Raw genomic sequence first — 26,349 nt, 5'->3', positions numbered from 1 at the left:
TCGTGGGTTTTTATACATAACTATAAAGAAGAACTTGTTTTCTATTCACTTTGAAGATATATCTTTAAAAAAGGATAATAAGTAACAGCCATTAACATTTCCGGCTCCTATCCCCCCAATCCCAAGCAGAATAAGGTTTAGCAAACGAATATGGCAAAGTCTCTGGTAATTGTAGAGTCACCGGCAAAAGCAAAGACAATAAATAAATATTTAGGAAAGGATTTTATTGTTAAATCCAGTGTTGGTCACGTTCGTGACCTGCCTAAGAAGGCTCTTGGCAAAGCGCCAGCGAAGAAAACAGCAAAAGAATTAAAAACGTACTCAGAGACAGAAAAAGCGGAATACCTACGCAAACATGAGTATGCCAAACTAGTCGACCGTATGGGAATTGATCCTGAAAATGACTGGGAAGCACACTATGAAATCATGGAAGGTAAAGAAAAAGTTGTTAACGAGTTAAAGAAGCTAGCAAAAAGTGCTGAGCATGTTTACCTCGCAACGGATTTGGATAGAGAAGGGGAAGCCATTGCTTGGCACCTCAAATCGCTTATTGGCGGAAAAGATACGCAATTCCATCGTGTGGTGTTTAACGAGATCACCAAAAATGCCATCAAAGAAGCGTTTGAACATCCCGGCGAGCTCAATAATGAAAGGGTTAACGCCCAACAGGCTCGTCGCTTCTTGGACCGCGTTGTGGGTTTCATGTTGTCTCCGTTGCTTTGGAAAAAAGTGGCAAGAGGTTTATCCGCAGGGCGAGTTCAATCGGTTGCAGTAAGGCTCGTTGTTGAACGCGAGCGAGAAATCAAAGCTTTTACTCCAGAAGAGTTCTGGGATATTCACGCCGATTTGAAAAACGCTAATCAAACCGAGCTTAGAATGCTGGTCAATAAGCATTTGGGTAAAGCGTTTAAACCAAAAAACAAAAATGAAGCGGATGTTGCCGTTTCTGCATTAAATGCCGCACAGTATGAAGTGTTGTCTCGGGAATCGAAGCCAACACAAAGCAAACCTTCTGCGCCTTTCATTACCTCAACTTTGCAACAGGCAGCAAGTTCTCGATTGGGCTTTGGAGTAAAGAAAACCATGATGATGGCGCAGCGTTTATACGAAGCTGGTCACATCACCTATATGCGTACCGATTCAACCAATTTGAGCGCGGATGCGGTTGCCAGTTGTCGAGAATATATCACTGACAACTTCGGTGGAAACTATCTACCGGAAAAGCCAAACGTCTATGGAAGCAAAGAGGGCGCACAAGAAGCTCACGAAGCTATTCGCCCCTCAAACGTCATAGTGCATTCCTCATCGTTAAAAGACATGGAGAGAGACGCACAGCGCCTCTATGACCTTATTTGGCGTCAGTTTGTGGCTTGTCAGATGGTTCCTGCCAAATATGACGCCACCACAATCTTGGTGAAAGCCGGTGATTATGAACTGACCGCGAAAGGTCGTGTGTTGAAATTTGATGGTTGGACTCGGGTTCAAGAGCAAGTCAAACGTAAAGGCGATGAAGATACCACGTTGCCTGATGTGAAAGTGGGTGAAATGCTTAATTTAAATCAGCTTGATCCTAAGCAGCACTTCACCAAACCACCGGCACGTTTTAGTGAAGCCGCGTTGGTTAAAGAGCTTGAGAAAAAGGGTATCGGGCGTCCATCTACATACGCCAGCATTATTTCGACAATTCAAGATCGTGGTTATGTTCGCCTTGAAAATAAACGCTTTTATGCGGAAAAAATGGGCGAGATTGTAAGCGACCGTTTGCTTGGCAATTTCTCCGATTTGATGAGTTATGATTTCACCGCAAATATGGAACACCATCTGGATGAAATCGCCGAAGGTAAGCTGCATTGGAAGGCGGTCCTGAACGATTTCTACGAAGATTTCTACAACAAGTTGTTAAGTGCTGAAAAAGATCCTGAAGAAGGTGGTATGCAATTAAATCAGGCAATTGAGACTGATATTGCGTGTACTTCTTGTGGTCGTCCAATGAATATTCGTACCGCGTCAACGGGCGTATTTCTGGGATGTTCTGGCTTTAATTTGCCGCCGAAAGAACGTTGTACCACGACAATGAACTTAACGCCGGGCGAAGAAGCGGTGAGTGCAGATGACGAAGAGTCAGAAACCGAAGCACTACGCCAGAAAAAACGCTGTCAGATATGCGGCACAGCAATGGATAGCTATCTGGTAGACGAGACCCGTAAATTGCATATTTGTGGTAATAGCCCAACATGTCCGGGTGTGTTGGTTGAAAAGGGCACATTTAAAATTAAAGGCTACGATGGACCGATTATCGAGTGTGATCGATGCGAATCCGACATGGAGTTGAAAAACGGTCGTTTTGGCAAATACTTCAAATGCACTAACGAAGCCTGCGCTAACACGCGCAAATTGTTGAAAAATGGTGAAGTTGCGCCACCAAAGTGTGACCCTGTAGATTTACCAGAATTGCCCTGTACTAAGTCTGATGCACACTTTGTTTTGCGTGATGGCGCGTCAGGTATATTCCTTGCGGCTCATGACTTCCCGAAATCAAGAGAAACGCGAGCGCCTTTGGTTGCGGAGTTAAAGCGTTTCCGTGATCGCCTGCCAGAAAAGTTGGTTTACCTAGCGGATGCACCGGAAAAAGATCCAGATGGCAATCAAGCGATTGTGCGCTTTAGCCGTAAAACCAAGCAGCAGTATGTGATGACGGAAAATGAGTCGAAGAAAGCAACTGGATGGGCAGCTTGGTACACAGATGGAAAGTGGACGGTTGAGGATAAGCGTAAGAAGAAATAGTGTTTCTATTACTTCTTTGATGTAGAGAAAAAGCAGCTTAATCGCTGCTTTTTTTGTGCTTTAAAACAGTCCTTATCAATCACGTGTTACAAGCCAAAAGCAATTTACCGCAAACTCACTGTGAATACTTCCCTGCGGCTAAGGATTCGTGCTTAATTCTCTTTAGAGGGGGAAAACTATCGAGACGCTTTCAGATTCATAAGAGTCAAGCAAGCAACTTCTGTGTAGCGTTGCAATTAATTTGGTCCTAGATTGAATTATCTATAGATGGTTGTTTAAAAAACCAATAAAAAAGGGACCGAAGTCCCTTTTACTACATTGATTAACAATTAGTTAAGTTTGGGTTTAAGCCGCTTTAGGTTTTGACTTTGATTTTGTCGCAGGTTGCACGCCAGCGACCAACTCTTCAGGAGCAAAGTCATCAACATTAACCACTTGTAAGCGTTCTTGTTCTGCTTTACGCAACAATTCAGCTTCTTTTTCGTTAATAACCCCAAGCTCTAAACCTTTATCAGCCACTAAGTTAAGCTGAGTAAAGGGAAGCTTTTCGTTTGCTGCTTTACATACTTTGTCAAATAATGGCTCAGCTTCTAAGATATCTTTTAATGCCACTTCTAATAAACCAAATGGATTATTGTCATTAAACGCATGATATTGGCCTTGGCCTAGACGAGTACGTGATTCACACGGCGTTTGTAAGATACCCGCAATTTTATGATCTAGCTGATCACTAGGCTTCTTATAGCTACGACCAAATGGCATAAGCAATACTTTTAATGTTTTACCAAGAGCTGCAATTGGGAAGTTATCCAACAAGTCGATAATCGCGGTTTCAGCCTGATATAAAGAGTCTTGCATCGCCCAGTGCATTAGCGGTAAATCGTCATGTTGACGGCCTTCGTCATCGAAACGTTTCAATGTTGTTGAGCCAATAAAGATGAAACTAAGCACATCGCCTAAACGTGCTGAAATACGCTCTTTACGCTTCAATTCACCGCCAAGTACCGCCATTGATAGGTCGGATAACAAGGCAAGGTTTGAGCTTAAACGCGTCATGGCTTGATAATAGGGTTTTGTCTGGTCACTGTAAGGCGTGCTAACCAAACGATGACCACCTAAGCCAAACCACACACTGCGGGCAAAATTGCTTACAGCAAAACCAATGTGACCGAATAGCACTTTATCGAATTCATCAATTGCTTGATGCTTATCGCTAATGGCAGACGCTTGGATTTCTTTTAACACATAAGGGTGACAACGCATTGCGCCTTGACCGTAAATCATCATGTTACGCGTTAAGATGTTCGCACCTTCAACGGTAATGGCAATTGGCGCACCTTGATAGCCACGGCCTAAATAGTTGTTGGGGCCTAACATAACGCCCTTACCGCCATGAATATCCATTGAATGTGTCACTACTTGGCGCATTTTTTCAGTCATATGGTATTTGGCAATAGCAGAAATAACAGAGGGCTTTTCACCAAGATCGACACCTTTAGTGGCGAAGCGGGTAACGGAATCCATCATGTAAGCATTGGCACCAATATGGCCTAACGCTTCCTCGATACCTTCCATTTTACCGATAGGCAGTTTGAACTGACGACGGATACGTGCATAAGCCCCTGTTGCTAAAGCAATTGCTTTTACGCCGCCCGCAGAGTTTGATGGCAAGGTAATCGCGCGGCCAACGGACAAACACTCAACAAGCATACGCCAGCCTTGTCCCGCCATTTTTGCGCCACCGATGATGAAATCAAGCGGTACGAAAATGTCGTTGCCACGAATAGGGCCGTTTTGGAAAGGTACGTTTAGTGGGAAGTGGCGGTTGCCGATATCCAAGCCTTCTGTAGAGGCGGGGATTAGTGCACAAGTGATACCAATTTCTTTTTCGTCGCCAAGTAGGCCGTCTGGGTCAACCAATTTGAAGGCTAGGCCAACAACGGTTGCCACAGGAGCAAGGGTGATGTAGCGCTTGTTGAAGGTTAACTTCATGCCAAGCACTTCTTTGCCTTCCCATTCGCCTTTACAGACAACTCCTAAATCAGGAATTGCGCCTGCGTCAGAGCCCGCTTCTGGGCTTGTTAAAGCAAAACAAGGAATTTCTGAACCGTTCGCAAGACCTGGAAGGTAATGCTGCTTTTGTTCCTCTGTACCGTAGTGTTGGAGTAACTCACCCGGGCCTAAAGAGTTAGGCACACCAACGGTACTTGCGAGTACGCTGCTTACACCTGAAAGCTTCTGCAATACACGCGACTGAGCGAAAGCCGAGAATTCTAAACCACCAAATTCTTTTTTGATAATCATTGCGAAGAATTTATGGTCTTTAAGATACTGCCAGACTTCTGGAGAAAGGTCTGCACGCTTATGAGTAACGTCCCACTCATTGACCATGCCACAGACTTCTTCAACTGGACCGTCTAAAAACGCCTGTTCTTCTGCTGATAAACGCGCTTCTGGGATAGAGTGAAGATTGTGCCAGTTAGGGTTTCCGCTGAAAATTTCACCGTCCCACCATACTGTACCTGCATCTATAGCGTCTTTTTCTGTGCTAGACATTTCGGGCATTACCTTGCGGTATGCTTTCAATGCTGGCGCAGTTAAATATTGCTTACGAAGCGAAGCTGTGTTGAGAGGTACTGCAATGGCTAAAAAGACCAACCAACCTAAAAAGCCCACTACGTCGGCTGAGGTGCCAATAAGCATCCACAGTGCTACCGCGGCAGTGGCATTAAATAACTTGATTCTGAAGTAGCTGCTTACACCCAGAAGTGCAACCAATACCAATAACCAGACTAAGATGTGCATAATCACTCCAATGTTAAAGGATTCTTAACCAGATAAGGTTGTCCTGATTTCGTGACTATAATGTATCTAAAAAAAGTAAAAATTCAAACAGGTGTTTAAGTGTTTTTTGAGGTAACACAGTTTTTGTTCTTAACTTATTGAAATTAATAACGAATTATTATTCTATTTTGCTTCACTTTTACCGAGCTTTATTTGCAGATTGAATAAATAGTCAATTATTGTGGGTTAATGGTGAAGAGGAGCGTTTTTCAACGTGCAGTGAAACTTCGAGGCCGTGGTTGCCAATTGGTGTTGAGCAACTGAAACAAGGAGGGGAAGCCAACAGAATATAAATGCTTATCTATTGGCTTAATCGTCCGGCTATTTATTTTGGGTAAAGGTCGATAATTGAATATCGCCTTGCTCGTTACCGTCTTTAAATTGCTGCAAGCGCACCATTAGGTAATTAAGCTTAGGGGCGAACCAACTATAGGTAACACGAGAACTGTTTTGACGAATGGTTTTTACTTTTAAGGCTTTTAGCTCGCCGAAAGGAAGCGTTAATGTTTCTTCACCTTCCACCTTAAATGCATAATGTTTTTTTTCGCCGCGATAATTAATTAAATCAAAATCAAATTCTGTTTTACCCTGACTTAACATTTTCTGTGCGGATAGCCTGTACAGTTGGTTATCAAGTTCACCTTGCCATGCAAGATCGGGTTTGTTATCCATTTTTACTTTCGATTGGCTGGCATCGAAGCTTGCATTTAGGTTGCTGTCTTTAAATGTGCCTTTTTTGGTAAACGCGTATTTGACCGGTGTAAGCTTATTGTCTTGAATAATAAACTCGCTAATCTCTTCACGTTTATCGTAAATAAGAAATAATGAGGCGTCGCTGTAGAATCGCAGTTTGAATTTGCTGTCTGCCAGTTTGTTGAGTTCTAACTCAGCGAATCCAATTTCTGAACCGTTTCGGTAGGCCACATATTTAGCGTAGAAAGGGTCGAGGAGTTGCGCCTGTGCGCTAAAGCTTGCGCCTAAAAACGCTAATACAACCAACCCAAACTTGGAAAAGCGAGCTAAGCGCTTGATTAAACTAATGGATTGTTCAGGTTGTGTATGGAGGAAGGTCAGCAATGTTTAGCTCCTTATTATCGAAATAAACTCGGTTATCTAGCATACTTAATCTGCCTTCACAGAACCACTTTATTGCTTGAGGATAGATAATATGCTCTTGCTTATGGACTTTTTGCTGTAACGACTCAGCGCTATCGTCGGCTTCTACATCCACTTTCCCTTGAATAATAACAGGGCCTTCATCCAGTGCAGGGATCACAAAATGTACACTGGCGCCATGTTGTTTTACACCTGCATCTAAGGCTCGTTGATGCGTGTGCAAGCCTTTGAAATCAGGTAATAAGGAAGGGTGAATGTTGATGAGCTTGCCACGATAGTGATACACGAAATCGTCGCTTAAAATACGCATGTATCCTGCTAATACTACAAGATCTGGCTGATAGGCGTCTATTTGCTCTGCGATTTGCCGATCAAACTCTTCTCGCGCCTGACCTTTTTGAAAGGGGATTACATGAGTTGCAATTCCCGCATTTTGGGCTCGCTGGAGCCCAAAAGCGTTGGCTTTATTCGAGATAACTGCGCTAATTTTGGCAGGAAATCGAGTCGTATGGATTTGGTCGATAATGGCTTGCAAATTAGAACCACTACCTGAAATAAGTACGACGATGGACTTCATTTAACTTCTTATCTCAACTTGTTCTTGGTCATCGGCAGCCGTTTCAATTTCACCCAACAACCACGCGGTTTCGCCTAGTTCATTCAGTTGATTGATAATGGCGTCAGCTTCGTTTTCTGGAGCAACAATGACTAAGCCAACACCGCAGTTAAAGGTGCGATACATTTCGTACTCAGTGACGTTACCCTTTTCTTGCAACCAGTTGAAAATCTCTGGCCACTGCCAACTTGAGCCGTCAACAACCGCTTTGGCGTTGTCTGGTAATACGCGTGGAATATTTTCCCAGAAGCCGCCACCGGTAATATGAGAAATGGCATGAACCTTGGCGTTTTCAAGCACTTTTAAAACAGACTTAACATAGATGCGAGTCGGTTCTAACAGGTGTTCAGCAATACTTTTGTCTCCGAGCATGGATTGTGCATCTTCACCGCTGACTTCTAATATTTTTCTGATCAGTGAGTAGCCATTGGAGTGCGGGCCGCTTGAGGCTAACGCAATAATTTTATCGCCCGCTGCGACTTTTGAGCCGTCGATAACGTCATCAGCTTCAACCACGCCCACGCAGAATCCTGCAATGTCGTAATCGTCGCCGTGGTACATGCCCGGCATTTCTGCGGTTTCTCCGCCAATCAATGCACAACCTGCGTATTCGCAACCTTGGCCGATACCCGAGACCACTTTTGCAGCTACATCAACATTCAATTTTCCTGTTGCGTAGTAGTCAAGGAAAAATAGCGGTTCTGCACCTTGTACGATTAAATCGTTAACACACATCGCAACCAAGTCGATGCCAACACCAAAGTGTTGCTCTAAATCCATCGCTAAACGCAATTTTGTTCCAACGCCATCTGTGCCTGAAACTAACAGAGGTTTACGGTACTTTTCTGGAATAGCACATAATGCGCCGAATCCACCTAAACCGCCTTTTACTTCCGGGCGTGAGGTGCGTTTACTAACGTTTTTAATTCTTTCGACTAATTGATTGCCCGCGTCGATGTCGACACCGGCGTCTTTATAACTGAGTGAGGTAGGAGGTGTTGCCAAGGTACTTCTCGCATACAGATGATTGATTAATTTCAGGTGCGAATTATAGCGACATATCTTTAATTTGGGTATGCCAGTAAGCATAACAACCGCAAGATTTTGCTATTAATTAAACAAATCAAAAAGAAAGGGTGATCTTTGCTTCATAATGAATAACAATTCAGGCTCAGTTTTGTTTTATGTTGACGATAGAAAATTGCTAAAGTCTTTCATTCAATTACCTTTTTTTCTCCTGCTTTTGGTTACTGTCAGGCTCCATGCGGATGTCGTGTCGGATTTATATCAGGCTAAAGTTAAAGTGACTGATCAGTCGAGTCGGGCACAAGAACGAGCAATTCAAGCTGCATTTGAACAAGTTTTAATCAAAGTGAGCGGTTCAAAGAGCTTGATCGAAGAGACGGTTATCAAAACAGAAGTGGAACGAGCCGGACAGTTTTTACGCCAGTATCAATTTGAAACCGAAAACCAAGCGTTGATGTTTGTTGCTGATTTTGATGCTGAAAAAGTGGATACCTTACTGCGCCGCGAGCGTTTTCCCATTTGGGGAAGCTATCGACCATCTACTATTTTATGGTTGGTAGAAGAAAAGCCCAGTCTTGAGCGTCAATTGTATTCTGAGTACCTCCAAAACCCATTAAAAGAAGTTGTGCTCGATGATGCTAAGCGCAGAGGCGTTAGTTTAATTTTTCCTCTAGCGGATATTGCTGAAAACACGCAATCCATGATTTATGATGTATGGGGGCAGTTTACTGACAACATTGTGCAAGCAAGTCAGCGCTATGATGTTGAAGTGGTGATGTCCGCTCGCATTTATCCAAAACAACAATTAGCCGTTGAATTTGAAGTACCAGATGAACCGTTTGTTGATGAAGCTAAAGTGGTAGCAGGTTGGATTGGTGAACAAGATATTTCCGAGTTAATCGAGCAAGAGGCGTTAGCAGAGAAGCAACGCTTAGATGCATTGAAAACAGCTCAACAAAAGGCAATTACTGCACAGAGTGAATCGGCTGATAGTAAAGATAAAAAAGAAAAAGGTTGGCAGGCGGACTGGATGCTTATTATTGAGGGTAAGATCTTAACAGGGTCGTTCGAAGCTGAGGAAAAAGCCTTATTATCACCTATGTTAGTCGATACGTTGGCAGATGAACTCGCTGAAAGATACGCGGTTAAAACCACGCTATTACAAGGTGAGCAAATCGGGGAATCGCTTATTTCCTTAGTGAATCTAGCGTCGATTTCTGACTATGTTAAGGTTAAGTCTTATTTTGAGTCCTTACAGGCCGTCTCGTCGGTTCAGTTAGTGTCATTAGCATCGCAAAAAGCGCAGTTTAAGGTGTTGTTGACAGGGCGAGAAGTCGACTTACTTAATGCACTTAAGTTGGATGATAGAGTAAAACGTGTTTCAGATGCGTTTGGTCGTCCAACAAGTGAACTGGAGTTCGTATGGAACCCATAATCGCTGATCAACTTGTTTTGCCCGTTGCCCCACCGGAGTATTTTCGTTTCGATGACTACTATTCTGGCGAAAATGAGCAAGTGGTTCAGTATTTAAAAGGGTTAATTAAAGCAAAGCCTGATTGCTCACATTTGTGTTATCTCAATGGGAAAGCAGGTACTGGGAAAACCCATCTATTACATGCTGTTGCAGAGCATGCTGAGTCGAACGATCTTCCTGTTATTTACCTTGACCTAAGTGCTTTGCTGCCTTTAAGTGTGGAATGTGTTGCTGGACTAGAACAGTACAAAATAGTGTGCTTGGATAATATCCATCTCGTGAAGACTAGTTTGCCATGGCAAAAAGCGGTGTTTGACCTTATTAATCGCGTGTTGGAGGTGGGGCATTATATTGTGTTTAGCGGTATTGGCTTACCTAAATCGCTTGATATTGAGTTAAAAGATTTGGTTTCACGCTTAGACTGGGGAGTAAGCTTCAATTTAAAGCCGCTAACGGATGAACAGTTAGTGGAAGCCTTAATGCGTAAAGCAAGTGCAAAGGGCTTGAAGTTATCTAAAGATGTGGCTGGTTTTTTAATTAAACATTTTAGACGCGATATGAGCAGTTTAGTGGTGGTGCTTGAGCAATTAGATGAACGCTCACTAAAAACTCAAAAAAACCTAACCATCCCCTTCGTTAAGGCCGAATTAAACCTGTAGTTAAACCGCTTAATCCGACCTTTAATTGCCTTCTTCTTGCGTCCGTATTGTTAATGTCCTTATTTTTTAAAGCGTTTTTTGTCTACTTCTACGTTTTGTATCTGATTATTGCTATTGCACCTTTGGCAAAACAGGGCGATTCCAATGCAACTCTCTTTCATTCATATGTAACTCTGCTTCGGTATGCGTGTGGCGATGAGCACTTGTGTTACTTTGGTCAGTGCTATTCATCAAATTGTCGAACCAACTGACACCACGGATCATATCTTGTGGGGCAGGTAGAGTGTTTAGCGCTGCGGTTACATTTAAGTTAGGGTAAATGCTGTTTACAACGAATTGGGTTCTTTGCCTAACCTGAGGCGAATTAAAACGATTACGTTGCCCCCACTGCACTAGGAAGTCTGGATTATCTTCTCGGCTAATCACTGCGACATCGGAATCAACACCTAAACGATAAGACATCATGAAGCGTTCAAATAAGGTGGCAAAATCTTCTCGTGAAGTAAAATAGCTGTAGTACATCACCGCGCCATCAGGACGGAAAGCATTTTCGATGTCAGCAGCATCGTAACGCCGTTGGGTTGAGGTGGCCGTTTCGCCTGCAAAGCTTACTTGTGCTAAGCCTTTCATTTGGTTTGAGGATAAGGGTAAGGCTTGAACCAATTGTTCACTCGAAGTGCCATTTTGATTTGCATACAGCAAAGGAGAAATATTGCCGGGTAAGCTTTGATGCACAGCCGGATCAAAAAAGTCATTGGCATGGGCTAATTCGTGGAAAAGTAACCATGTAATGTCGGCCTGAACATCTTCCTGAGAGCGAGTCTCCCGCAATATACGCGAGTAATCATTACGGTTTAAGTAGTCTTCCCCATTTTCAGCGTAACGCCAAGGCATAATAAAGCGCAATTCATTGCCAAATGCGGAGCGGAAATCCGGTACATCGTTGAGCGTGTCTCTTTCTTCGGGCGTGACCCAAAAATTGGCGGCATCTAAATAAATGGCTCCAGTCGCTGCCCAGTAAAATGACGGGCGAACATCGACGGAAATCACGATTGCTGTAACGGCTTTTAACAACCCTATTATATCGTTAGATACCGGAGAAGTTTCGAGGTATTCTCGAAAGCGCTCGGCCATCCAGTCATGGGATACCACAACGCGTTGCATAATATCGTCTATGTCGGGGTTCGGAGAATCTCCCCCGATTAATGGTAAAGTCGAAAAAGGGCAGGAGGTGTCAATTTGGTTATTATAAACACAATTGACCAATACGTTGGCATAGGGGCTTTGTGGCTGATAAGTGTACACATCTTCACTCACTATGCGCGATGAGGCATCAGGGAAAAAGCCACCTCCATTGATGTCAGTGTTTTTGACTAATACGAACGCATTGTCGGTATCTTCTGAACCATCGCTAAAACGTAATCTTGCTTCAAATTCAAGTAAGGTGTCTCGTGTCACCGCAGGCGCGTCGAAAAAGAGGAAGTGACCATGCACAGTGAGTTGATCTTGGGAGATTGTTGGCCCTGAAATTTGTCGCCAACTTATTTGAGCATTGGCATTGTTCGCATCGCTACTATCAACACGAAGTGACACTTTTCCTTGTTCTGTGACAGCATGATCCAAACGAACCATTGCCTTTGCCGATGCATCGGACTCACTAACACTAAAGCTTACTTCTTTTTCGCTAGTATCACCGTTAGCGTCAGTGCCTTGGTAGGTAAAACGATAGTCGCCTGATTGGATTACGTCGAAACCAATTACCTGAGAGTTTTTAGCTAGAAATTGAACGTTAGGGCCTGCAGTTTGAATCCAGTTTGAACGTGTTATTTCTGCGCCAGCGGTGACAGTTGCGACAAGACCCACTGACTGGTTGGTTTCTACTTGTTCGGGCGTAATTAACGTGAGTCGCTCGCTTAACGGTGCTGAACTGTTGACTGGTGGCACGGGATTGCTGGGTGGGGCCAATGGGGTAGAGGCAGAACCACCACCGCCACAATTGACTAAGGTAGTAAAGCTTAGCGCCCCAATCGTCGCATAGCGAAGTCGTTTATTTTTCATCGTATCTCTCCATTCCAGCCAGCAGGCAATACGCTTCAGGTAACAGTGGGTGCTCTGTCGTTTGTTAATTACAATGGAAATATGATTTATCCAGCATCTTCACTGGATTTCAACTTTTTTAAGCCTAAGCCTAACTCTCTTCCTCGGAATCGAGCGTAATAACTACAACCGATAAACATGGCCGTTGCCAGCAAAATTTCGACCAACGCATAAAACCATTCGGATTGGTGTGTATAGATTGCTGTAAAGCCATGTAAGAAATAGAACATGATGATGAAGTTAGCCCATGCATGAGTGTAGGGCTTACCCTTGATGATGCCAACCATGGGTAATAGCAAAGGAACCACCGCGAGTGCAATTCTAAAACCAACAGAGTATTGAGATGGCGCTAATACGAAATGCCATAAAATGACCCAAATTAGTAAGCCAAAATAGCCGAAAAGGGCTAGCCTTCTAAAAAATTTAGTTTGATCAGACATAAAACTTCAAGCTTCCAATTTTAAGACAGTTTCACCCAAGCGTTTGCCAAGCGCAATGCCGAGGTTTTTTTCTTCCTGAGATAAAGCAACGTTACCTTGATGTGCTAAGTGTGTTGCACCGTATGGGCTTCCACCCGTTTGTGTCGTGTGAAGTTGCGGTTCTGAATAGGGGATACCCATTAAAAGCATGCCGTGATGCAGTAGTGGCAACATCATTGAAAGCAGTGTGGATTCCTGACCACCATGCAAACTTGAGCTGGAAGTAAATACACAGGCCGGTTTGTTTTGAAGAGTGCCTTTTAGCCACAAGTCACTGGTGGAATCTAAAAAGTGTTTTAATGCACTCGCCATTTGACCAAAGCGAGTGGGGCTTCCAAGTGCAAGTCCTTGGCAAGCCTCCAAGTCGGCTTTGCTGACAACAGGATCGGGTAATGTGGCATCATCGCTTGAATTTAATGAGGCGACTGTGCGCACTTTGGCACTGCATCCAGCCTGTTCAATTCCCATTGCAATTTGATAAGCAAGTTGCTGAGTGCTGCCATTTTGGCTGTAGTATAAAACTAATACCTCTGGCATTAGAGAATATCCAATACTAATTCAGGAGGGCGACCAATGCGTGCGCTGTCGTCGGTAATAACAATTGGACGCTCAATCAATTTTGGACACGTTAACATGGCGTTGAGTAAAGTCTCTTCTGAAACATCATCGTTGTTGAGGCCCATTTCTTTGAACTCGGCTTCTTTTGTTCGCATCATGCCTTTAAAAGACGCTAAGCCAAGTTTTTCTTTAATTTGTTGCAATGTTGTCGCATCTGGCGGAGTTTTTAGGTATTCGACTACAGTCGTTGCATAGCCGCCATCGTTGAGTAATTGCAGTGTTTGTCGGCTTTTGGAGCAACGAGGATTATGAAGAATGCTAATATTTGTCATGGGATCTTTTGTACTATTAATGGATTGCACTATTCTACACTGTAATTTAGATACGTAAAAATACAGAGATAGGTTTCAAGGAGGCATCTTGAAAAAGTTAGCTTTAGTAATAATGGGAGTGATTGCCATTGGGGGAGGGGCACTTTCCTACCAATTTTCGCGGGCAGACTTCTCGACATTACAAGGAGAAAAATTAACATGGCGGGAGTTGCAAGGGGACTGGATCGTTTTAAATTATTTTGCTGAGTGGTGCGTACCGTGTTTAAAAGAAGTACCTGAACTTAATGCATTTAGCCACGCTATTGATGGGCATAATATCCAATTATTTGCGGCAAGCTTCGATGCTTTGAATGCTACCGAACTAGCTGCTTTGAAAAGTAAATACGATATGCATTTTGCGTTGATCCAATCTTTTCCCGAACCTAAACTGCCTGTCACTAAACCTCAGCAATTACCGGCAACTTTTTTAATTTCACCAGAGGGAAAAGTGGTAAAAACATTGTTGGGTGAACAAACACAAGACTCCTTGTTTAATGCGATTGCGCGCGCTAAACAAGCACAATCATAGCTTTTTCATTTGCTCTTGTGCTTCTCTTAACTGCTCTATTCGAGCTCGAATGCGTTGTTTTTCTAAGTTGTTTTCTCTTGCATAGTTATAAGCGTTATGAAGCTCATCGATAGCTTGAGGGTAAGCAGCAAGTAGGGCAAACCATTCGGCTTTAGCTTGGTGCATTTCCAAGAAACGCTGACTTTCCCCGTAAGATTCAGTCAACAATTGATATGACAACGCGTGTTCTGGGTTAGTTAGGAGATAGTCTTTAATAATGTTGTTGGCTTTTTGGTAACTGCCATGTTTGATGGACGCATTTGCCAAGTTTAAGGAAATCACGCGATTTCTGGGCATCATTTGAGCGACGTTTTCTAGTCGTTCTATCGCGTCGAGAGTTTTGCGTTGAGCAATATCAATATCCGTGGCAACGTCAACGTAAAATAGGTTATTCGGCGCAGTGTCGAGCAGTTTTTCTATTATATTTTTTGCTGCTTTTAATTGACCGTCATCGAACAATGAAATGGCTAAACCATAAAGTGCAGCTTGTTCAAATACATACGATTTTTTTTCGAGCATGTTTCTAAAAAAGGCAACATTGTAGCGGCTATCATGGGAGTAACGCGCTATCACCCGCGCCTTCGCTAAGTGAAATGATAAGCTGGGTGGACGCCGACTTGTTGGTTCTCCTTGTTGACGGTTACGGGCATCAGCAATACGAGATTCTGGCAAGGGGTGGGTTAATAGAAAAGCAGGAGGCTTTGAACGTGAGCGATATTTTGCTGCTAGTTTGCCGAAGAAGCTGGAAGCGGCAGCAGTATCAAAGCCTGACTTGGATAAAATTTGAAAACCCACGCGATCGGCTTCTTGTTCATTGGAGCGTGTGTAATTAATGCCTAGTTGGGCATTGGCGGCATTACCCGCTGAAATAGCTGCAATCCCCGCTTCTGGATTGACAACGGCGAGGAGAAGCCCTCCCAGTAATGAAGCAAGATGCAGTGGTGAGTTTTTTTGCTGCTCAGCAATGGAGCGGGCAATATGACGTTGAGTAACGTGGCTAATTTCGTGAGCAAGTACCGACGCAAGCTCGCTTTCATTGTCTGCGTTAAGCATTAATCCCGTATGCACGCCAATGTGACCACCAAAAAAGGCGAAAGCGTTGATTTCTGGGCTGTTGACCCAGAAAAACGAGAATGGGAAGCGCACATCATTAGCTTGAACAACCAAGCGGTTGCCTATGTCATTTAAGTATTCTTCCAAGACTGGATCCATTGCCAAAGGCGCTCTGGCTCGCAACTGACGCATGAAAACATCGCCAATCTGCATTTCTTTTTCAATGCTAATAGCGTTGGCTGCGACAACGCCAATAGACGGCAAGGTGTTTTTCTGGCTATGTTGATTAGAGAACTGCGCCGTCACGCTAAAACTGAGGAAAAAAAAGAGTAGGAAAAAGCCTGTTTTCTTCATGGATTCAAATATGCTCAATCAATTAAACTGTTGTTTGGAAACGTAGACGATAGGTTTAGTTCCGTTAGTAAAGAAGAAATTACCACTCTTTACCTGATAAACGAATCGTTTTACCTGACTGTTCAGCTAAGGTTTAGTTGTTTGCCTGTGGTTAACATTAAATTGCGATTCAATATCTTTGACTAAATCTAAGATCGATTGACCCTTAAATTCAATAATATTGACTTCATCGGACAATATCTTGAGCAGGTTATCAATGGTTTGTGCAGCAAAGTTGATAAGCATGCGATCTGCTTCATCCCCCTTTTGATAAGCATACACAATAAATTCTGCGAAACGTGGTAGGCGAACAATACTTGACATGGTTGCTGGCTCCCACACTTTGAAATCAATAAATGGGTCGCCTTTGGTGAATACCATTACCGGTCCACCTTGGCTCATTGGAGCGCACCCAATCTCATAGTCTGATTTATTAAAGTGACTGAATAGGATGACTTCTGGTTTGCGTTTAACAACGACTTCTCTTCTTTCGTTGTAGTGCCCTTCTAATCGCTCAAGATTCCAGTTATTACGGTCTATGAGTCGCTTTAAGGCATGATCAAATCCATGTGCGTGTATGCCCTCTAAATCGGCGAGAGAATTTGAAACCATATGGAAAAAAGGAGGAAGTTCTCCCCAATTAATTTTCTTTTTGAGGTTGCTGATTTCTTTTAGAGTTGGTTGATCTAACATTGTGTCTTCCATTGTTGTGAAAATGGCTGAACTTCAATTACTATATCGCATAAGACAGACGATGAGTAATAAGGCGTTGAAACAAGAATGTTTTTGCGTCCAAAAGGCATCTTCCCTAATTTACAGCGTAAATAGTTTGCTTTCCAATCAAGCCCTATCCTTAAAGGTACAACATGTTTGAAGTTTTTGGTCGTTGGTATAAACGTAAGTTTTCTGATCCTGATTCCGCAGTATTACTGATGCTACTGGTTGTTGCCACCTTAATCTTAACTTTTTGGGGAGATTTATTGGCCCCTATCTTGGTCGCGGTTGTATTAGCTTATTTACTGGATTGGCCGGTTAATCGTTTGGAAAAAATAGGGTTAACCAGAACGTATGCAAGTTTATTGGTTTTAGTTGCTTTTGTTGGTTTATCCATTTTTGCCGCCGTGGCTTTGGTGCCTGTTGTGTGGCAGCAAGGGCTCAATTTTTTAAACGAAATTCCTCAAATTTGGCAGCAGTTACAATCAGTTTTATTGGCGTTACCGAATGACTACCCACAATTTTTTAGAAGTGGCCAAATCGCAAACTTGCTTCAGGGATTTGAACAACGAGTGATTGATATAGGACAACAAGTTCTTTCTGCGTCTTTCAGTTCATTATTTGGTGCGGCGGCTTTGCTTATTTATCTGATTCTAGTGCCCATTATGTTGTTGTTTATGCTGAAAGATAAAAATCTATTACTCAGTAATTTTGCCAAACTGTTACCAAAAGAAAGACGCCTAATAAAACAAGTTGGGCAAGAAATGAATATTCAAATCCTCAACTATATTCGTGGCAAGGTGATTGAAATAATTATTGTTGGCACCGTTTCAGCAATTGCATTTGCTTTAATGGATTTACGTTATGCCTTGTTGCTCGGAGTTCTAGTTGGCTTCTCTGTGTTGATTCCGTATATCGGTGCGGCTGTTGTTACTATTCCTATTGCAATTGTTGCGTTGTTCCAGTGGGGAGTAACACCTGATTTTTGGACCGTTATGATTGTGTACGGTGTGATTCAAGCGCTTGATGGTAATGCCTTGGTGCCAATATTGTTTTCCGAAGCGGTTAGCTTACATCCTGTTTATATCATCGTTGCGGTTTTAGTTTTTGGCGGCCTTTGGGGGTTCTGGGGGGTATTTTTTGCTATTCCTTTAGCGAGTTTAGTTCGAGCCTTGTTTAATGCGTGGTCCTCTCCTGAAGACTTTGTTCATAGCATTGAGAATTAATGCTTAGCATTGATATTTAAAAAATCCTCAACCTCATGAGTAAGCAGGGTTGAGGATTTATCAAGATAAATGTTTAATTAGCTCAAATAATCTAAAACCACTTGGTGATGATCTTTGGTTTTGAACTTGTCGAAAACATGCTCAATTACGCCATTTTCGTCGACTAAAAAACTGATGCGATGAATACCATCGTATTCTTTACCCATAAACTTTTTCAGCCCCCAAACACCATAAGCTTCAGCGACAGCGTGATCTTCATCTGATAATAAAGTGAAGTTCAACTCGTCGCGCTCAGTGAACTTGGTCAACCGCTTAACTGGGTCGGGACTCAAACCCAAAACTACCAAGTTTTTCGCTTCAAGTTCAGCTTTGCTATCTCGTAGGGATTGAGCTTGAACAGTGCAGCCAGGAGTCATGGCTTTGGGGTAAAAGTAAACGAGGACTTTCTTTCCTGCGAAATCTGATAACGAAACGGTTTCGCCATTTTGGTTCAGCAAAGAAAATGCAGGTGCGGGGGTTCCGGCTTGTAGTGGAGGCATAAATCGTATCCTGTTCTTTTCTATTGTTGATGAGATTTTTCGTCGAACTGGCCTTCCAGTTCAAATGAATTAAGAAGCGCAAAATAATCGGTTCGAAGTGCTTCAAATGAAATGTCTTGAGGCAAGCTGGCAATCATTTTACATTTGACGTTTTCTGTATCGTGATTGGTTTGCCTAAACGCGGTAATTCGAATACCTTTCGAAGCACAAAATGCGAGAATGTCTGCGATGCGGTTTACGGCACCGCTGCCGAAAAAGTTCATATCGGCTAAACGTTCGAGGTGCTGCTTACTGTGATGCTTCGTTCTTTTCATCATGGATAGCAAGTCCAAGCTCAGGCATAGGTTTGGTAGCTCACATTCCATTTTGGTAATACACCCTATGGTGCCTTCCAAAATCATTGTGAGCGATAAATCTTCGCCGTAGATAACTTGTCGGCTATCCAGAATATTACATTTATGTTCATTCGCTAAATTAGCGATTTGACTCAAAATGCCAGTTCTATTGGCACCTAAAAAGGTCACAATTAATTGATGCTTCATAAATACTAAATTTCGTGTGGCTTAGCTGACAATCTTTTTGTCATAAAGCTTAGATTAATACCGCTTGGTGACTTGTTTTTACAGACCTAGGTCATTACCATTAGGCGCTCATTTTCTCGGGAGTTATTATGTTCAAAGGCAGTATTGTCGCTCTTATCACTCCGATGCAGCCGTCAGGCGAGGTCGATTATGCTTCATTGCAGAGGCTAGTGCAATTCCATGTAGAAAACGGAACTGATGCAATTGTTTCCGTTGGAACTACTGGCGAATCGGCCACATTACCAGTGACAGAGCATGTAGAGGTTGTTAAGAAAACCGTTCAATTCACCGATGGCGCTATTCCTGTTATAGCGGGTACTGGCGCGAATTCAACCCAAGAAGCGATTGATCTTGGCAACGAAATGCAAGATTTAGGTGTTTCAGGGTTATTGAGCGTGGTTCCTTATTACAACAAACCTCAACAACGAGGCATGATAGCGCACTTCAATGCTATTGCTGACGCTACCTCTGTTCCCGTTATCCTGTATAATGTTCCCTCCCGAACTGTGGCCGATATAGACAATGATGCTGTAGCTGAATTAAGTCACCATAAGCAAATTATTGGTATTAAAGACGCAACAGGTGACTTATCACGCTTGGCAGATTTAAAAACCAAAGTCGCTGATGATTTTTTATTGTTTAGCGGTGATGACCTTAGTGGTTGCGAGTTTTTGTGTAACGGTGGACATGGTGTTATCTCTGTCACATCTAACATAGCTCCCGCGTTAATGAGTCAAATGTGTAAAGCGGCTGCATCAGGGGATTTTGCAACAGCAAGAGAAATAAATGAAAAATTAGTGGAACTTCACACCACTTTATTTATCGAACCTAATCCAGTCATCCCGAAATGGGCCCTATATAAAATGGGACTGGCACAATATCCAACACTAAGATTACCAATGGTTGAACCAGAATCCACAAGCCAAGCAACAATAGAGAAGTTGCTTCAGGCTATGGGAATTCTTGCATAGAGGACTGACATTGCAAAAGCACGTTTTATCTTGTTTGGGAGCCGTATTCGCTCTTACAGCTTGTAGTTCAAGTCATGAGCGCCAAATAGCAAGTGGCGAGTTTGAGTACCTACAGGAAGCCAAAACCATTTCGTTGAAGGTGCCCGAGGGCAAAGAAACCCCTAAATTTTCACGAGATTATGAACTACCTAAACTGGGCGAAAGAGCACCAACATCCTTAGTCGGACCGAAATTAACCGTGGTTTCTCCACAGCTCGTTTTGCCGTTAGTGTCGGGTTCTCATATTACTGAAGGTTCGCAAGAGGCGGTTATTTGGTTTGATCAAATTGATGATAGTCAAGCGTTAGACACGACTATCTGGAATTCCCTCTTGAGCTTTCTTGAAGAGCAGGGAATTGGTGTTGTTGAATTTGATAAAGACAAACAACTGCTGCTATCTGATTGGATGATTATTGAAGATAATGGTGATTCGTCTTGGTATAGCTGGACGAAAACCGAACGTAGTGTGGGTCAACGCTTTGAGTTTAATTTAGAAGTGAAACCACATGGTAGAACCGCTGCGTTAAAAGTGCGTTTAAAAGATTACCTTGAAACAATAAATGATGAAGTGGTGGGTGAAATTGATCACAGTGAGCGTCGCCGAAATGAAGTTGAGGTGCTCAATAAAGTCATTAGTCATTATGCCAAACAGATTCGTATTGCCGATGCACGTCGTTTACGCCAGATTCAGCAAGGTCTTTCCATGGAACTGGGCTTTAATGCTGGTGGAGAACCTGCCTTCGTGGTTGATGCGAGCTACGACATCACTTGGCCTCGTATTTTGCTGGTGCTTCGTAAACTCGGTTTCAATGTTAAAGATTTAGACCAATCAAACGGATTACTCTTCGTTAGCTATTCTGGCGTGGATTCAAGTTGGTGGAGTGATCTTTGGGGCGGTACAGAGGAACTGACTTTAGAAAAAACAGACTATCGTTTTATTCTCAAAGAGCAGGGGCAAAAAACAAGTATTACTCTCCAAAATAATGAAGGGGAGACACTTCCTTCTAAAACCCTTACCGAGATTTTCCAGCCAATGTCTGAGGTTATGGCAACAGATAATTTGGATATTTAATGGGAGAGAGTGTTAAACACAAACACTTTCACTATAGTTTTTAAGAGCACGGAAACGTGCTCTTTCCGTTATGGGTAGATGTTATCTACCCCATTTGTAAGACACGCACTTTAGGGCAGTAAAAGAACATGCAGAAACGTGAAGAGCTATACCGAGGTAAAGCTAAAACTGTTTACCTCACCGATAATGAAGATTATTTGGTTTTGCACTTTCGTAATGATACCTCTGCTTTTGATGGACAAAAAGTAGAGCAGCTTCAACGCAAAGGTATGGTGAATAACAAATTCAACTTTTTCATTATGAATAAGTTAGAAGAGGCCGGAGTTGCCACACAGGTTGAAGAGCTGCTTTCCGACGATGAAGCATTAGTGAAAAAGCTGGATATGATTCCCGTTGAATGTGTTGTCAGAAATTACGCTGCGGGTTCAATGTGTCGTCGCTTGGGTGTTGAAGAAGGTATTCCCTTAACACCGCCTACGTTCGAATTCTTTTTGAAAAATGATGAGTTGCACGACCCTATGGTGAATGACTATCACATTGTTTCTTTCGGTTGGGCAACGGAAGCACAAATCGCCAAAATGAAAGAGCTTACTTTCAAAGTAAATGAAGTGCTTTCTAAGCTATTTGCTGATGGTGGCATGACCCTTGTTGATTTCAAATTGGAGTTTGGTTTATTTAAAGGCGAACTGGTATTGGGTGATGAGTTCACTCCAGACGGTTGCCGTTTATGGGATAAAGAAACCAATGAAAAAATGGATAAAGACCGTTTCCGCCAAGGTTTGGGTGGTGTGGTTGAAGCTTATGAAGAGGTGGCAGGTCGTTTAGGGTTAATGCTTTAGTCCTAAAGCCGAACGATTCAAATATTTTAAAAAGCCATAGCTTATTGCTGTGGCTTTTTATTTTACGCACATCTTTAATTCAACCATATCTCGTATTTCTAATAGACATACCACGAAGTATATCCATCGTTGAGTGATATGTTGCTCTGTAAATTATTCAATACTGATTTCAATATCCGTTGCAGGCTCACAACAGCAAGGAAGTATTTCATCATCATCAATGAAGGCGAGGGGGGCAGTGGTGTATTCTACGTTACCCTTGATTAAACGTGTTCTACAGGCGCCACAATAACCTTCACGACAGTGATATTGAATGTTAATTTGTGCGTTTTCTAAGGACAAAAGAAGGGGCTCACCAGCTTGGTGTTGAACCTCTAGCTGGTGAGAAATAACCTTTACAGAGCGAGAGTTTGAATGATCAGACATCGACCTAAACTAAAGGTCGAAGTCATCAAATTCATTGGCACTAACTTCGCTATCAATTTGCCCTACAAGGTAGGAGCTAATTTCAGCTTCTTGAGGTGCTACTTGAACATTATCTGAGTTGAGATAATTGTTCATCCAAGGTAGTGGATTGTTTTTTATTTCAAACGGCTTTCCAAAACCTATTGCGTTCATACGTTCATTAGCAATGAACTCAACATACTGACATAAAATATCTTCGTTCAAACCAATCATTGAACCATTCTTGAATAGGTACTTAGCCCATTGCTTTTCTTGCTCAACAGCGGTTAAGAAGATATGTTTCGCTTCTTCTTTGCATTCCTCAGCAATGTCGGCCATTTCGGGGTCGTCTTTGCTTTTTGCCCAAAGGTTTAAGATATGCTGAGTAGAAGTCAGGTGTAGATGTTCATCCCGCGCAATAAGCCGGATAATTTTTGAGTTACCTTCCATTAACTCTCTTTCGGCAAAAGCGAAGGTACAAGCGAAAGACACATAGAAACGAATAGCTTCTAACGCATTCACTGAATTCATGCACAAATAGAGCTTTTTCTTTAGTTCTTTTTTGGTCACCGTATAGTGGTTGCCGTCCAAAGAATGCACACCTTCTCCTTGTGTCTGCCAAAGCTGAGTGAAGAAAATAAGGTCATCGTAGTACTTAGAAATATCGGTAGCTCTGCGCTTAATTTCTTCATTTACGACAATATCTTCAAAAATCTCACCCGGATCACTGAATAGATTACGCAGAATATGGGTGTAGGAGCGTGAATGAATGGTTTCATAAAACGACCATGTTTCAATCCACGTTTCTAACTCAGGAAGAGATACAATAGGTAGAAAGGCGATGTTTGGACTGCGTCCTTGAACGGAGTCTAGCAACGTTTGGTACTTTAAATTTGAAATAAAAATATGCTTTTCAGGCTCACTGAGCTTCTGAAAATCGATTCGGTCCTTGCTTACATCCACCTCTTCTGGACGCCAAAAAAACGAGATTTGCTTTTCGACTAATTTCTCGAAAATACTATGCTTTTGCTGATCATAACGCGCAACATTAACAGGATTTCCGAAAAACATCGGCTCCGTTAGCGGGTTAGTAGTGTACTGATTAAAGGTTGTATATCTCATTTTCTACTTTCTGCTGTCCAATCCAAATCCAAATAACGCCAAGAGTAACAAAGGCTCCTCTTAAATCTTACAAGCGCCACCAGCGCAGTCGTCATCTTCAGGAATGACAACTTCTTCTTGATTTTCCTGGGGTTTTTGATCTTTAGTATCTGAACCTGATGAATCCGAAGCACCATCACGCGTGTTGTGATAGTAGAACGTTTTCACCCCAAGTTTGTATGCTGTTAATAAATCTTTTAACAGCAGCTTCATGGGAACTTTACCCCCTTCGAACAGGTTTGGATCATAATTGGTATTGGCAGAAATCGTTTGGTCGATAAATTTCTGCATAATACCGACAAGTTGGATATAACCATCGTTTGAAGGAATATCCCATAGAAGCTCATAATTGTCTTTTAGCTTTCTGTATTCAGGTACAACTTGTCTTAGCGTACCGTCCTTACTTGCCTTAACGCTGATATGGCCTCTAGGTGGCTCAATACCATTGGTTGCATTAGAAATTTGTGACGACGTTTCTGACGGCATTAAGGCCGACAATGTTGAATTTCTCAATCCATATTTAACGATGTCTTTACGAAGACCTTCCCAATCAAGATGGAGTGGCTCGCTGCACACAGCGTCCAAATCTTTTTTGTATGTATCGATTGGCAGAATACCCTGTGAGTAGGTCGTCTCGTTAAACTTAGGACACGCGCCTTGTTCTTTCGCCAAATTCATTGACGCTTTGAGTAAATAATACTGAATGGCTTCGAAGGTTCTATGTACTAAGGCATTGGCGCTGCCATCTGAGTATTTGACACCATTTTTCGCCAAATAATAAGCGAAATTGATAACGCCAATACCCAAGGTTCTACGTCCCATCGTTGCGTTATAGGCCGCAGGGACAGGGTAATCTTGGTAATCAAGAAGGTTGTCTAGAGCGCGAACGGCAAGCTCTGCCCACTCTTCAATATCATCAAGTGATTCAATCGAACCTAAGTTAAAGGCTGAAAGCGTACATAGCGCAATTTCGCCTTCCTCATCGTAAACATGTTTTAGTGGCTTAGTTGGCAAAGCAATTTCTAAACATAAGTTGCTTTGACGAACAGGGGCGACCGTTGGGTCGAATGGACTGTGAGTGTTACAGTGATCCACGTTTTGCAAGTAAATACGACCTGTGCTAGCGCGTTCTTGCATAAATAAACTAAACAATTCAATGGCTTTTATGCGCTTCTTGCGAATGCTATCGTCAGCTTCGTATTGTGTATACAAGGCTTCAAATTTATCTTGATCTGCGAAGAATGCATCGTAAAGCCCCGGTACATCGGAAGGGCTAAATAGCGTGATGTAATCATCCTTAATAAGGCGCTGATACATGGTCTTATTGAATTGCACGCCGTAATCTAAATGACGAACGCGGTTTTCTTCTACACCACGGTTGTTTTTTAGTACCAGTAGCGATTCTACTTCTAAATGCCAAAGCGGGTAGAAGAGGGTGGCTGCGCCACCACGGACACCGCCTTGTGAACAGCTTTTAACCGCCGTTTGGAAATATTTGTAAAATGGAATGCACCCGGTATGGAATGCTTCTCCACCACGAATTGAACTGCCCAATGCTCTGATTCGACCTGCGTTAACACCAATACCGGCGCGTTGGCTTACGTACTTAACAATAGCGCTGGCGGTCGCATTAATTGAGTCTAAGCTATCGCCTGTTTCAATTAATACGCAAGAGCTGAATTGCCTTGTTGGTGTGCGTACGCCTGACATAATTGGCGTTGGCAATGAAATCTTAAACTGTGATGTGGCATCATAAAAACGTTTTACGTAATCGAGCCTAGTTTCTTTGGGATATTTCGAGAATAAGCATGCTGCCACTAAAATGTACAAAAATTGAGCGCTTTCGTAGATCTCGCCTGTCACACGGTTCTGTACGAGGTACTTACCTTCAAGCTGTTTCACCGCTGCATAGCTGAAGTTCATGTCACGCCAATGGTCGATGTATTCATCAAGCTCTTGCAATTCTGCTTCTGAATAGTCGTTTAGAATATGTTCATCGTATTTGCCCATTTCAATCATCTTACGAACATGATCAACCAGCGGAGGGGGCTCAAATTGGCCGTAGGCTTTCTTACGCAAGTGGAATATAGCCAGTCGGGCCGCTAAGTATTGATAATCGGGGGCTTCTTTAGAGATTAAAACGGCCGCCGATTTGATGAGTGTTTCGTGAATCTCTTCGGTTTTGATTCCATCAAAAAATTGAATGTGAGCTTTGATTTCGACTTGTGATACAGAGACATTTTCTAAGCCTTCTGCGGCCCAAGTGATTACTTTATGAATTTTGTCTAAGTCGAGAGGTTCCCTTTCGCCATTACGCTTGGCGACGAAGAGGTCATTATTCATACTGATCAGCCATTTTTAGTTTTTATGTAATTTACGAGCACGTCGAAACAGCATCGCGTAGTTAGTCGACATGCGGAAGCATACGCGAATAGCTTGAGTGTATTGTTATTTGGTAGCCATTCTGAGAAGACGAACTAGAAATTTCCGCTCGTCGTTTTGAAACACAAGATAGTGAGGTTTTACGATAAATTCAACCCAAGATATAGGGGTATAGGTATAACCTCACATACATGTTTTTTCTCTGTTAGTAGAGGCTAACTTAAAACTTCAAAATCCATGCATCAAGTTTTGAAATCAAGCTAATGTTTCAATAAATATCATCACAAAAAAAATTGTGTGACTGTAGATTTGCTAACCACCATATGTAGTACATGTTGATTAT

23 protein-coding genes are annotated in these 26,349 nt (G+C 42.6%); 8 read left to right on the top strand and 15 right to left on the bottom strand.

What is annotated here, in order from left to right:
• Window positions 1-150: 150 nt before the first annotated feature.
• Complete coding sequence (gene topA, locus HJG39_RS01600) at window positions 151-2,784, top strand: type I DNA topoisomerase (protein ID WP_268406009.1); 2,634 nt, start codon at window positions 151-153, stop codon at window positions 2,782-2,784.
• 345 nt (window positions 2,785-3,129) lie between these two features.
• Here the strand turns inward: topA and fadE are convergent, their stop codons facing one another.
• The 4 genes from fadE to purM form a co-directional block, all read right to left on the bottom strand.
• Complete coding sequence (gene fadE, locus HJG39_RS01595; RefSeq protein ID WP_268406008.1) at window positions 3,130-5,589, bottom strand: acyl-CoA dehydrogenase FadE; 2,460 nt, start codon at window positions 5,587-5,589, stop codon at window positions 3,130-3,132.
• Between the two features lie 360 nt (window positions 5,590-5,949).
• The gene (locus HJG39_RS01590) at window positions 5,950-6,705 is read right to left on the bottom strand and encodes a DUF3108 domain-containing protein (protein WP_268406006.1); all 756 of its coding nucleotides are present in this window, start codon (window positions 6,703-6,705) and stop codon (window positions 5,950-5,952) included.
• The gene (purN, locus tag HJG39_RS01585) at window positions 6,677-7,321 is read right to left on the bottom strand and encodes a phosphoribosylglycinamide formyltransferase (protein WP_268406004.1); all 645 of its coding nucleotides are present in this window, start codon (window positions 7,319-7,321) and stop codon (window positions 6,677-6,679) included. The genes HJG39_RS01590 and purN overlap by 29 nt, the downstream gene beginning before the upstream one ends.
• Entirely contained in the window at window positions 7,322-8,365 is a 1,044-nt protein-coding gene (gene purM / locus HJG39_RS01580; RefSeq protein WP_268406002.1) for a phosphoribosylformylglycinamidine cyclo-ligase, read from the bottom strand.
• Window positions 8,366-8,513: 148 nt separating this feature from the next.
• Here purM and HJG39_RS01575 point away from each other — a divergent pair, with 148 nt between their 5' ends.
• Entirely contained in the window at window positions 8,514-9,821 is a 1,308-nt protein-coding gene (locus HJG39_RS01575; protein ID WP_268406001.1) for a DUF2066 domain-containing protein, read from the top strand.
• Entirely contained in the window at window positions 9,809-10,519 is a 711-nt protein-coding gene (hda, locus tag HJG39_RS01570) for a DnaA regulatory inactivator Hda (RefSeq protein WP_268405998.1), read from the top strand. Before HJG39_RS01575 ends, hda begins: the two co-directional genes overlap by 13 nt.
• Before the next feature lie 111 nt (window positions 10,520-10,630).
• Here hda and HJG39_RS01565 read toward each other — a convergent pair whose 3' ends face one another.
• The 4 genes from HJG39_RS01565 to arsC all read right to left on the bottom strand — a co-directional run bounded on the left by HJG39_RS01565 (window position 10,631) and on the right by arsC (window position 13,985).
• Window positions 10,631-12,577 carry a hypothetical protein gene (locus tag HJG39_RS01565; RefSeq protein WP_268405997.1) on the bottom strand — a complete coding sequence of 649 codons (1,947 nt, stop codon included), beginning with the start codon at window positions 12,575-12,577 and terminating at the stop codon, window positions 10,631-10,633.
• 86 nt (window positions 12,578-12,663) lie between these two features.
• Window positions 12,664-13,056, bottom strand: coding sequence for a DUF2069 domain-containing protein (locus HJG39_RS01560; RefSeq protein ID WP_268405996.1), 393 nt, complete (start codon window positions 13,054-13,056; stop codon window positions 12,664-12,666).
• Between the two features lie 6 nt (window positions 13,057-13,062).
• The gene (gene wrbA, locus HJG39_RS01555; RefSeq protein ID WP_268405995.1) at window positions 13,063-13,632 is read right to left on the bottom strand and encodes an NAD(P)H:quinone oxidoreductase; all 570 of its coding nucleotides are present in this window, start codon (window positions 13,630-13,632) and stop codon (window positions 13,063-13,065) included.
• The gene (arsC, locus tag HJG39_RS01550) at window positions 13,632-13,985 is read right to left on the bottom strand and encodes an arsenate reductase (glutaredoxin) (protein ID WP_268405992.1); all 354 of its coding nucleotides are present in this window, start codon (window positions 13,983-13,985) and stop codon (window positions 13,632-13,634) included. Before arsC ends, wrbA begins: the two co-directional genes overlap by 1 nt.
• Before the next feature lie 88 nt (window positions 13,986-14,073).
• On the opposite strand from arsC, the gene HJG39_RS01545 reads away from it, so the two are divergent.
• Window positions 14,074-14,553: a TlpA family protein disulfide reductase gene (locus HJG39_RS01545; RefSeq protein ID WP_268405989.1), complete on the top strand. Its 480-nt coding sequence runs from the start codon at window positions 14,074-14,076 to the stop codon at window positions 14,551-14,553.
• On the opposite strand, the gene HJG39_RS01540 is transcribed toward HJG39_RS01545, so the two are convergent.
• Together HJG39_RS01540 and HJG39_RS01535 are read right to left on the bottom strand one after the other, a co-directional pair.
• Window positions 14,548-15,999, bottom strand: a complete 1,452-nt coding sequence (locus tag HJG39_RS01540; RefSeq protein ID WP_268406268.1) for a beta-barrel assembly-enhancing protease — start codon at window positions 15,997-15,999, stop codon at window positions 14,548-14,550. The two genes, HJG39_RS01545 and HJG39_RS01540, sit on opposite strands and share 6 nt — an antisense overlap.
• A gap of 126 nt (window positions 16,000-16,125) precedes the next feature.
• A complete protein-coding gene (locus HJG39_RS01535) occupies window positions 16,126-16,731 on the bottom strand; it encodes a hypothetical protein (protein ID WP_268405986.1) in 606 nt (201 codons plus the stop codon).
• 173 nt (window positions 16,732-16,904) lie between these two features.
• Here HJG39_RS01535 and HJG39_RS01530 point away from each other — a divergent pair, with 173 nt between their 5' ends.
• On the top strand, window positions 16,905-17,978 hold the full coding sequence (locus HJG39_RS01530; protein WP_268405983.1) for an AI-2E family transporter: 1,074 nt from the start codon (window positions 16,905-16,907) through the stop codon (window positions 17,976-17,978).
• A gap of 77 nt (window positions 17,979-18,055) precedes the next feature.
• Here the strand turns inward: HJG39_RS01530 and bcp are convergent, their stop codons facing one another.
• Both bcp and HJG39_RS01520 read right to left on the bottom strand, forming a co-directional pair.
• Entirely contained in the window at window positions 18,056-18,517 is a 462-nt protein-coding gene (gene bcp, locus HJG39_RS01525) for a thioredoxin-dependent thiol peroxidase (protein ID WP_268405981.1), read from the bottom strand.
• Between the two features lie 20 nt (window positions 18,518-18,537).
• The gene (locus HJG39_RS01520; RefSeq protein ID WP_268405979.1) at window positions 18,538-19,059 is read right to left on the bottom strand and encodes a glycine cleavage system protein R; all 522 of its coding nucleotides are present in this window, start codon (window positions 19,057-19,059) and stop codon (window positions 18,538-18,540) included.
• A 128-nt stretch (window positions 19,060-19,187) separates the two neighbouring features.
• Here HJG39_RS01520 and dapA point away from each other — a divergent pair, with 128 nt between their 5' ends.
• The 3 genes from dapA (at window position 19,188) to purC (ending at window position 22,019) form a co-directional block, all read left to right on the top strand.
• Window positions 19,188-20,069, top strand: coding sequence for a 4-hydroxy-tetrahydrodipicolinate synthase (gene dapA / locus HJG39_RS01515; RefSeq protein ID WP_268405977.1), 882 nt, complete (start codon window positions 19,188-19,190; stop codon window positions 20,067-20,069).
• Between the two features lie 10 nt (window positions 20,070-20,079).
• A complete protein-coding gene (gene bamC / locus HJG39_RS01510) occupies window positions 20,080-21,180 on the top strand; it encodes an outer membrane protein assembly factor BamC (protein ID WP_268405976.1) in 1,101 nt (366 codons plus the stop codon).
• A gap of 128 nt (window positions 21,181-21,308) precedes the next feature.
• A complete protein-coding gene (purC, locus tag HJG39_RS01505) occupies window positions 21,309-22,019 on the top strand; it encodes a phosphoribosylaminoimidazolesuccinocarboxamide synthase (RefSeq protein ID WP_268405973.1) in 711 nt (236 codons plus the stop codon).
• 153 nt (window positions 22,020-22,172) lie between these two features.
• Here the strand turns inward: purC and yfaE are convergent, their stop codons facing one another.
• From yfaE to nrdA, 3 genes are read right to left on the bottom strand one after another with little or no spacing between them, the layout of a single operon-like run.
• Window positions 22,173-22,445, bottom strand: coding sequence for a class I ribonucleotide reductase maintenance protein YfaE (gene yfaE, locus HJG39_RS01500; protein ID WP_268405971.1), 273 nt, complete (start codon window positions 22,443-22,445; stop codon window positions 22,173-22,175).
• 9 nt (window positions 22,446-22,454) lie between these two features.
• Window positions 22,455-23,585, bottom strand: a complete 1,131-nt coding sequence (gene nrdB / locus HJG39_RS01495; protein ID WP_268405970.1) for a class Ia ribonucleoside-diphosphate reductase subunit beta — start codon at window positions 23,583-23,585, stop codon at window positions 22,455-22,457.
• A 60-nt stretch (window positions 23,586-23,645) separates the two neighbouring features.
• Complete coding sequence (nrdA, locus tag HJG39_RS01490; RefSeq protein ID WP_268405968.1) at window positions 23,646-25,967, bottom strand: class 1a ribonucleoside-diphosphate reductase subunit alpha; 2,322 nt, start codon at window positions 25,965-25,967, stop codon at window positions 23,646-23,648.
• Between the last annotated feature and the right edge of the window lie 382 nt (window positions 25,968-26,349).

Origin of the sequence: Alteromonas sp. a30, assembly GCF_026788005.1 — a bacterium.
GTDB lineage: Bacteria > Pseudomonadota > Gammaproteobacteria > Enterobacterales > Alteromonadaceae > Paraneptunicella.
Note: the sequence above shows the minus strand (reverse complement) of the source record. Positions and strands in the feature narration are given on the sequence as shown.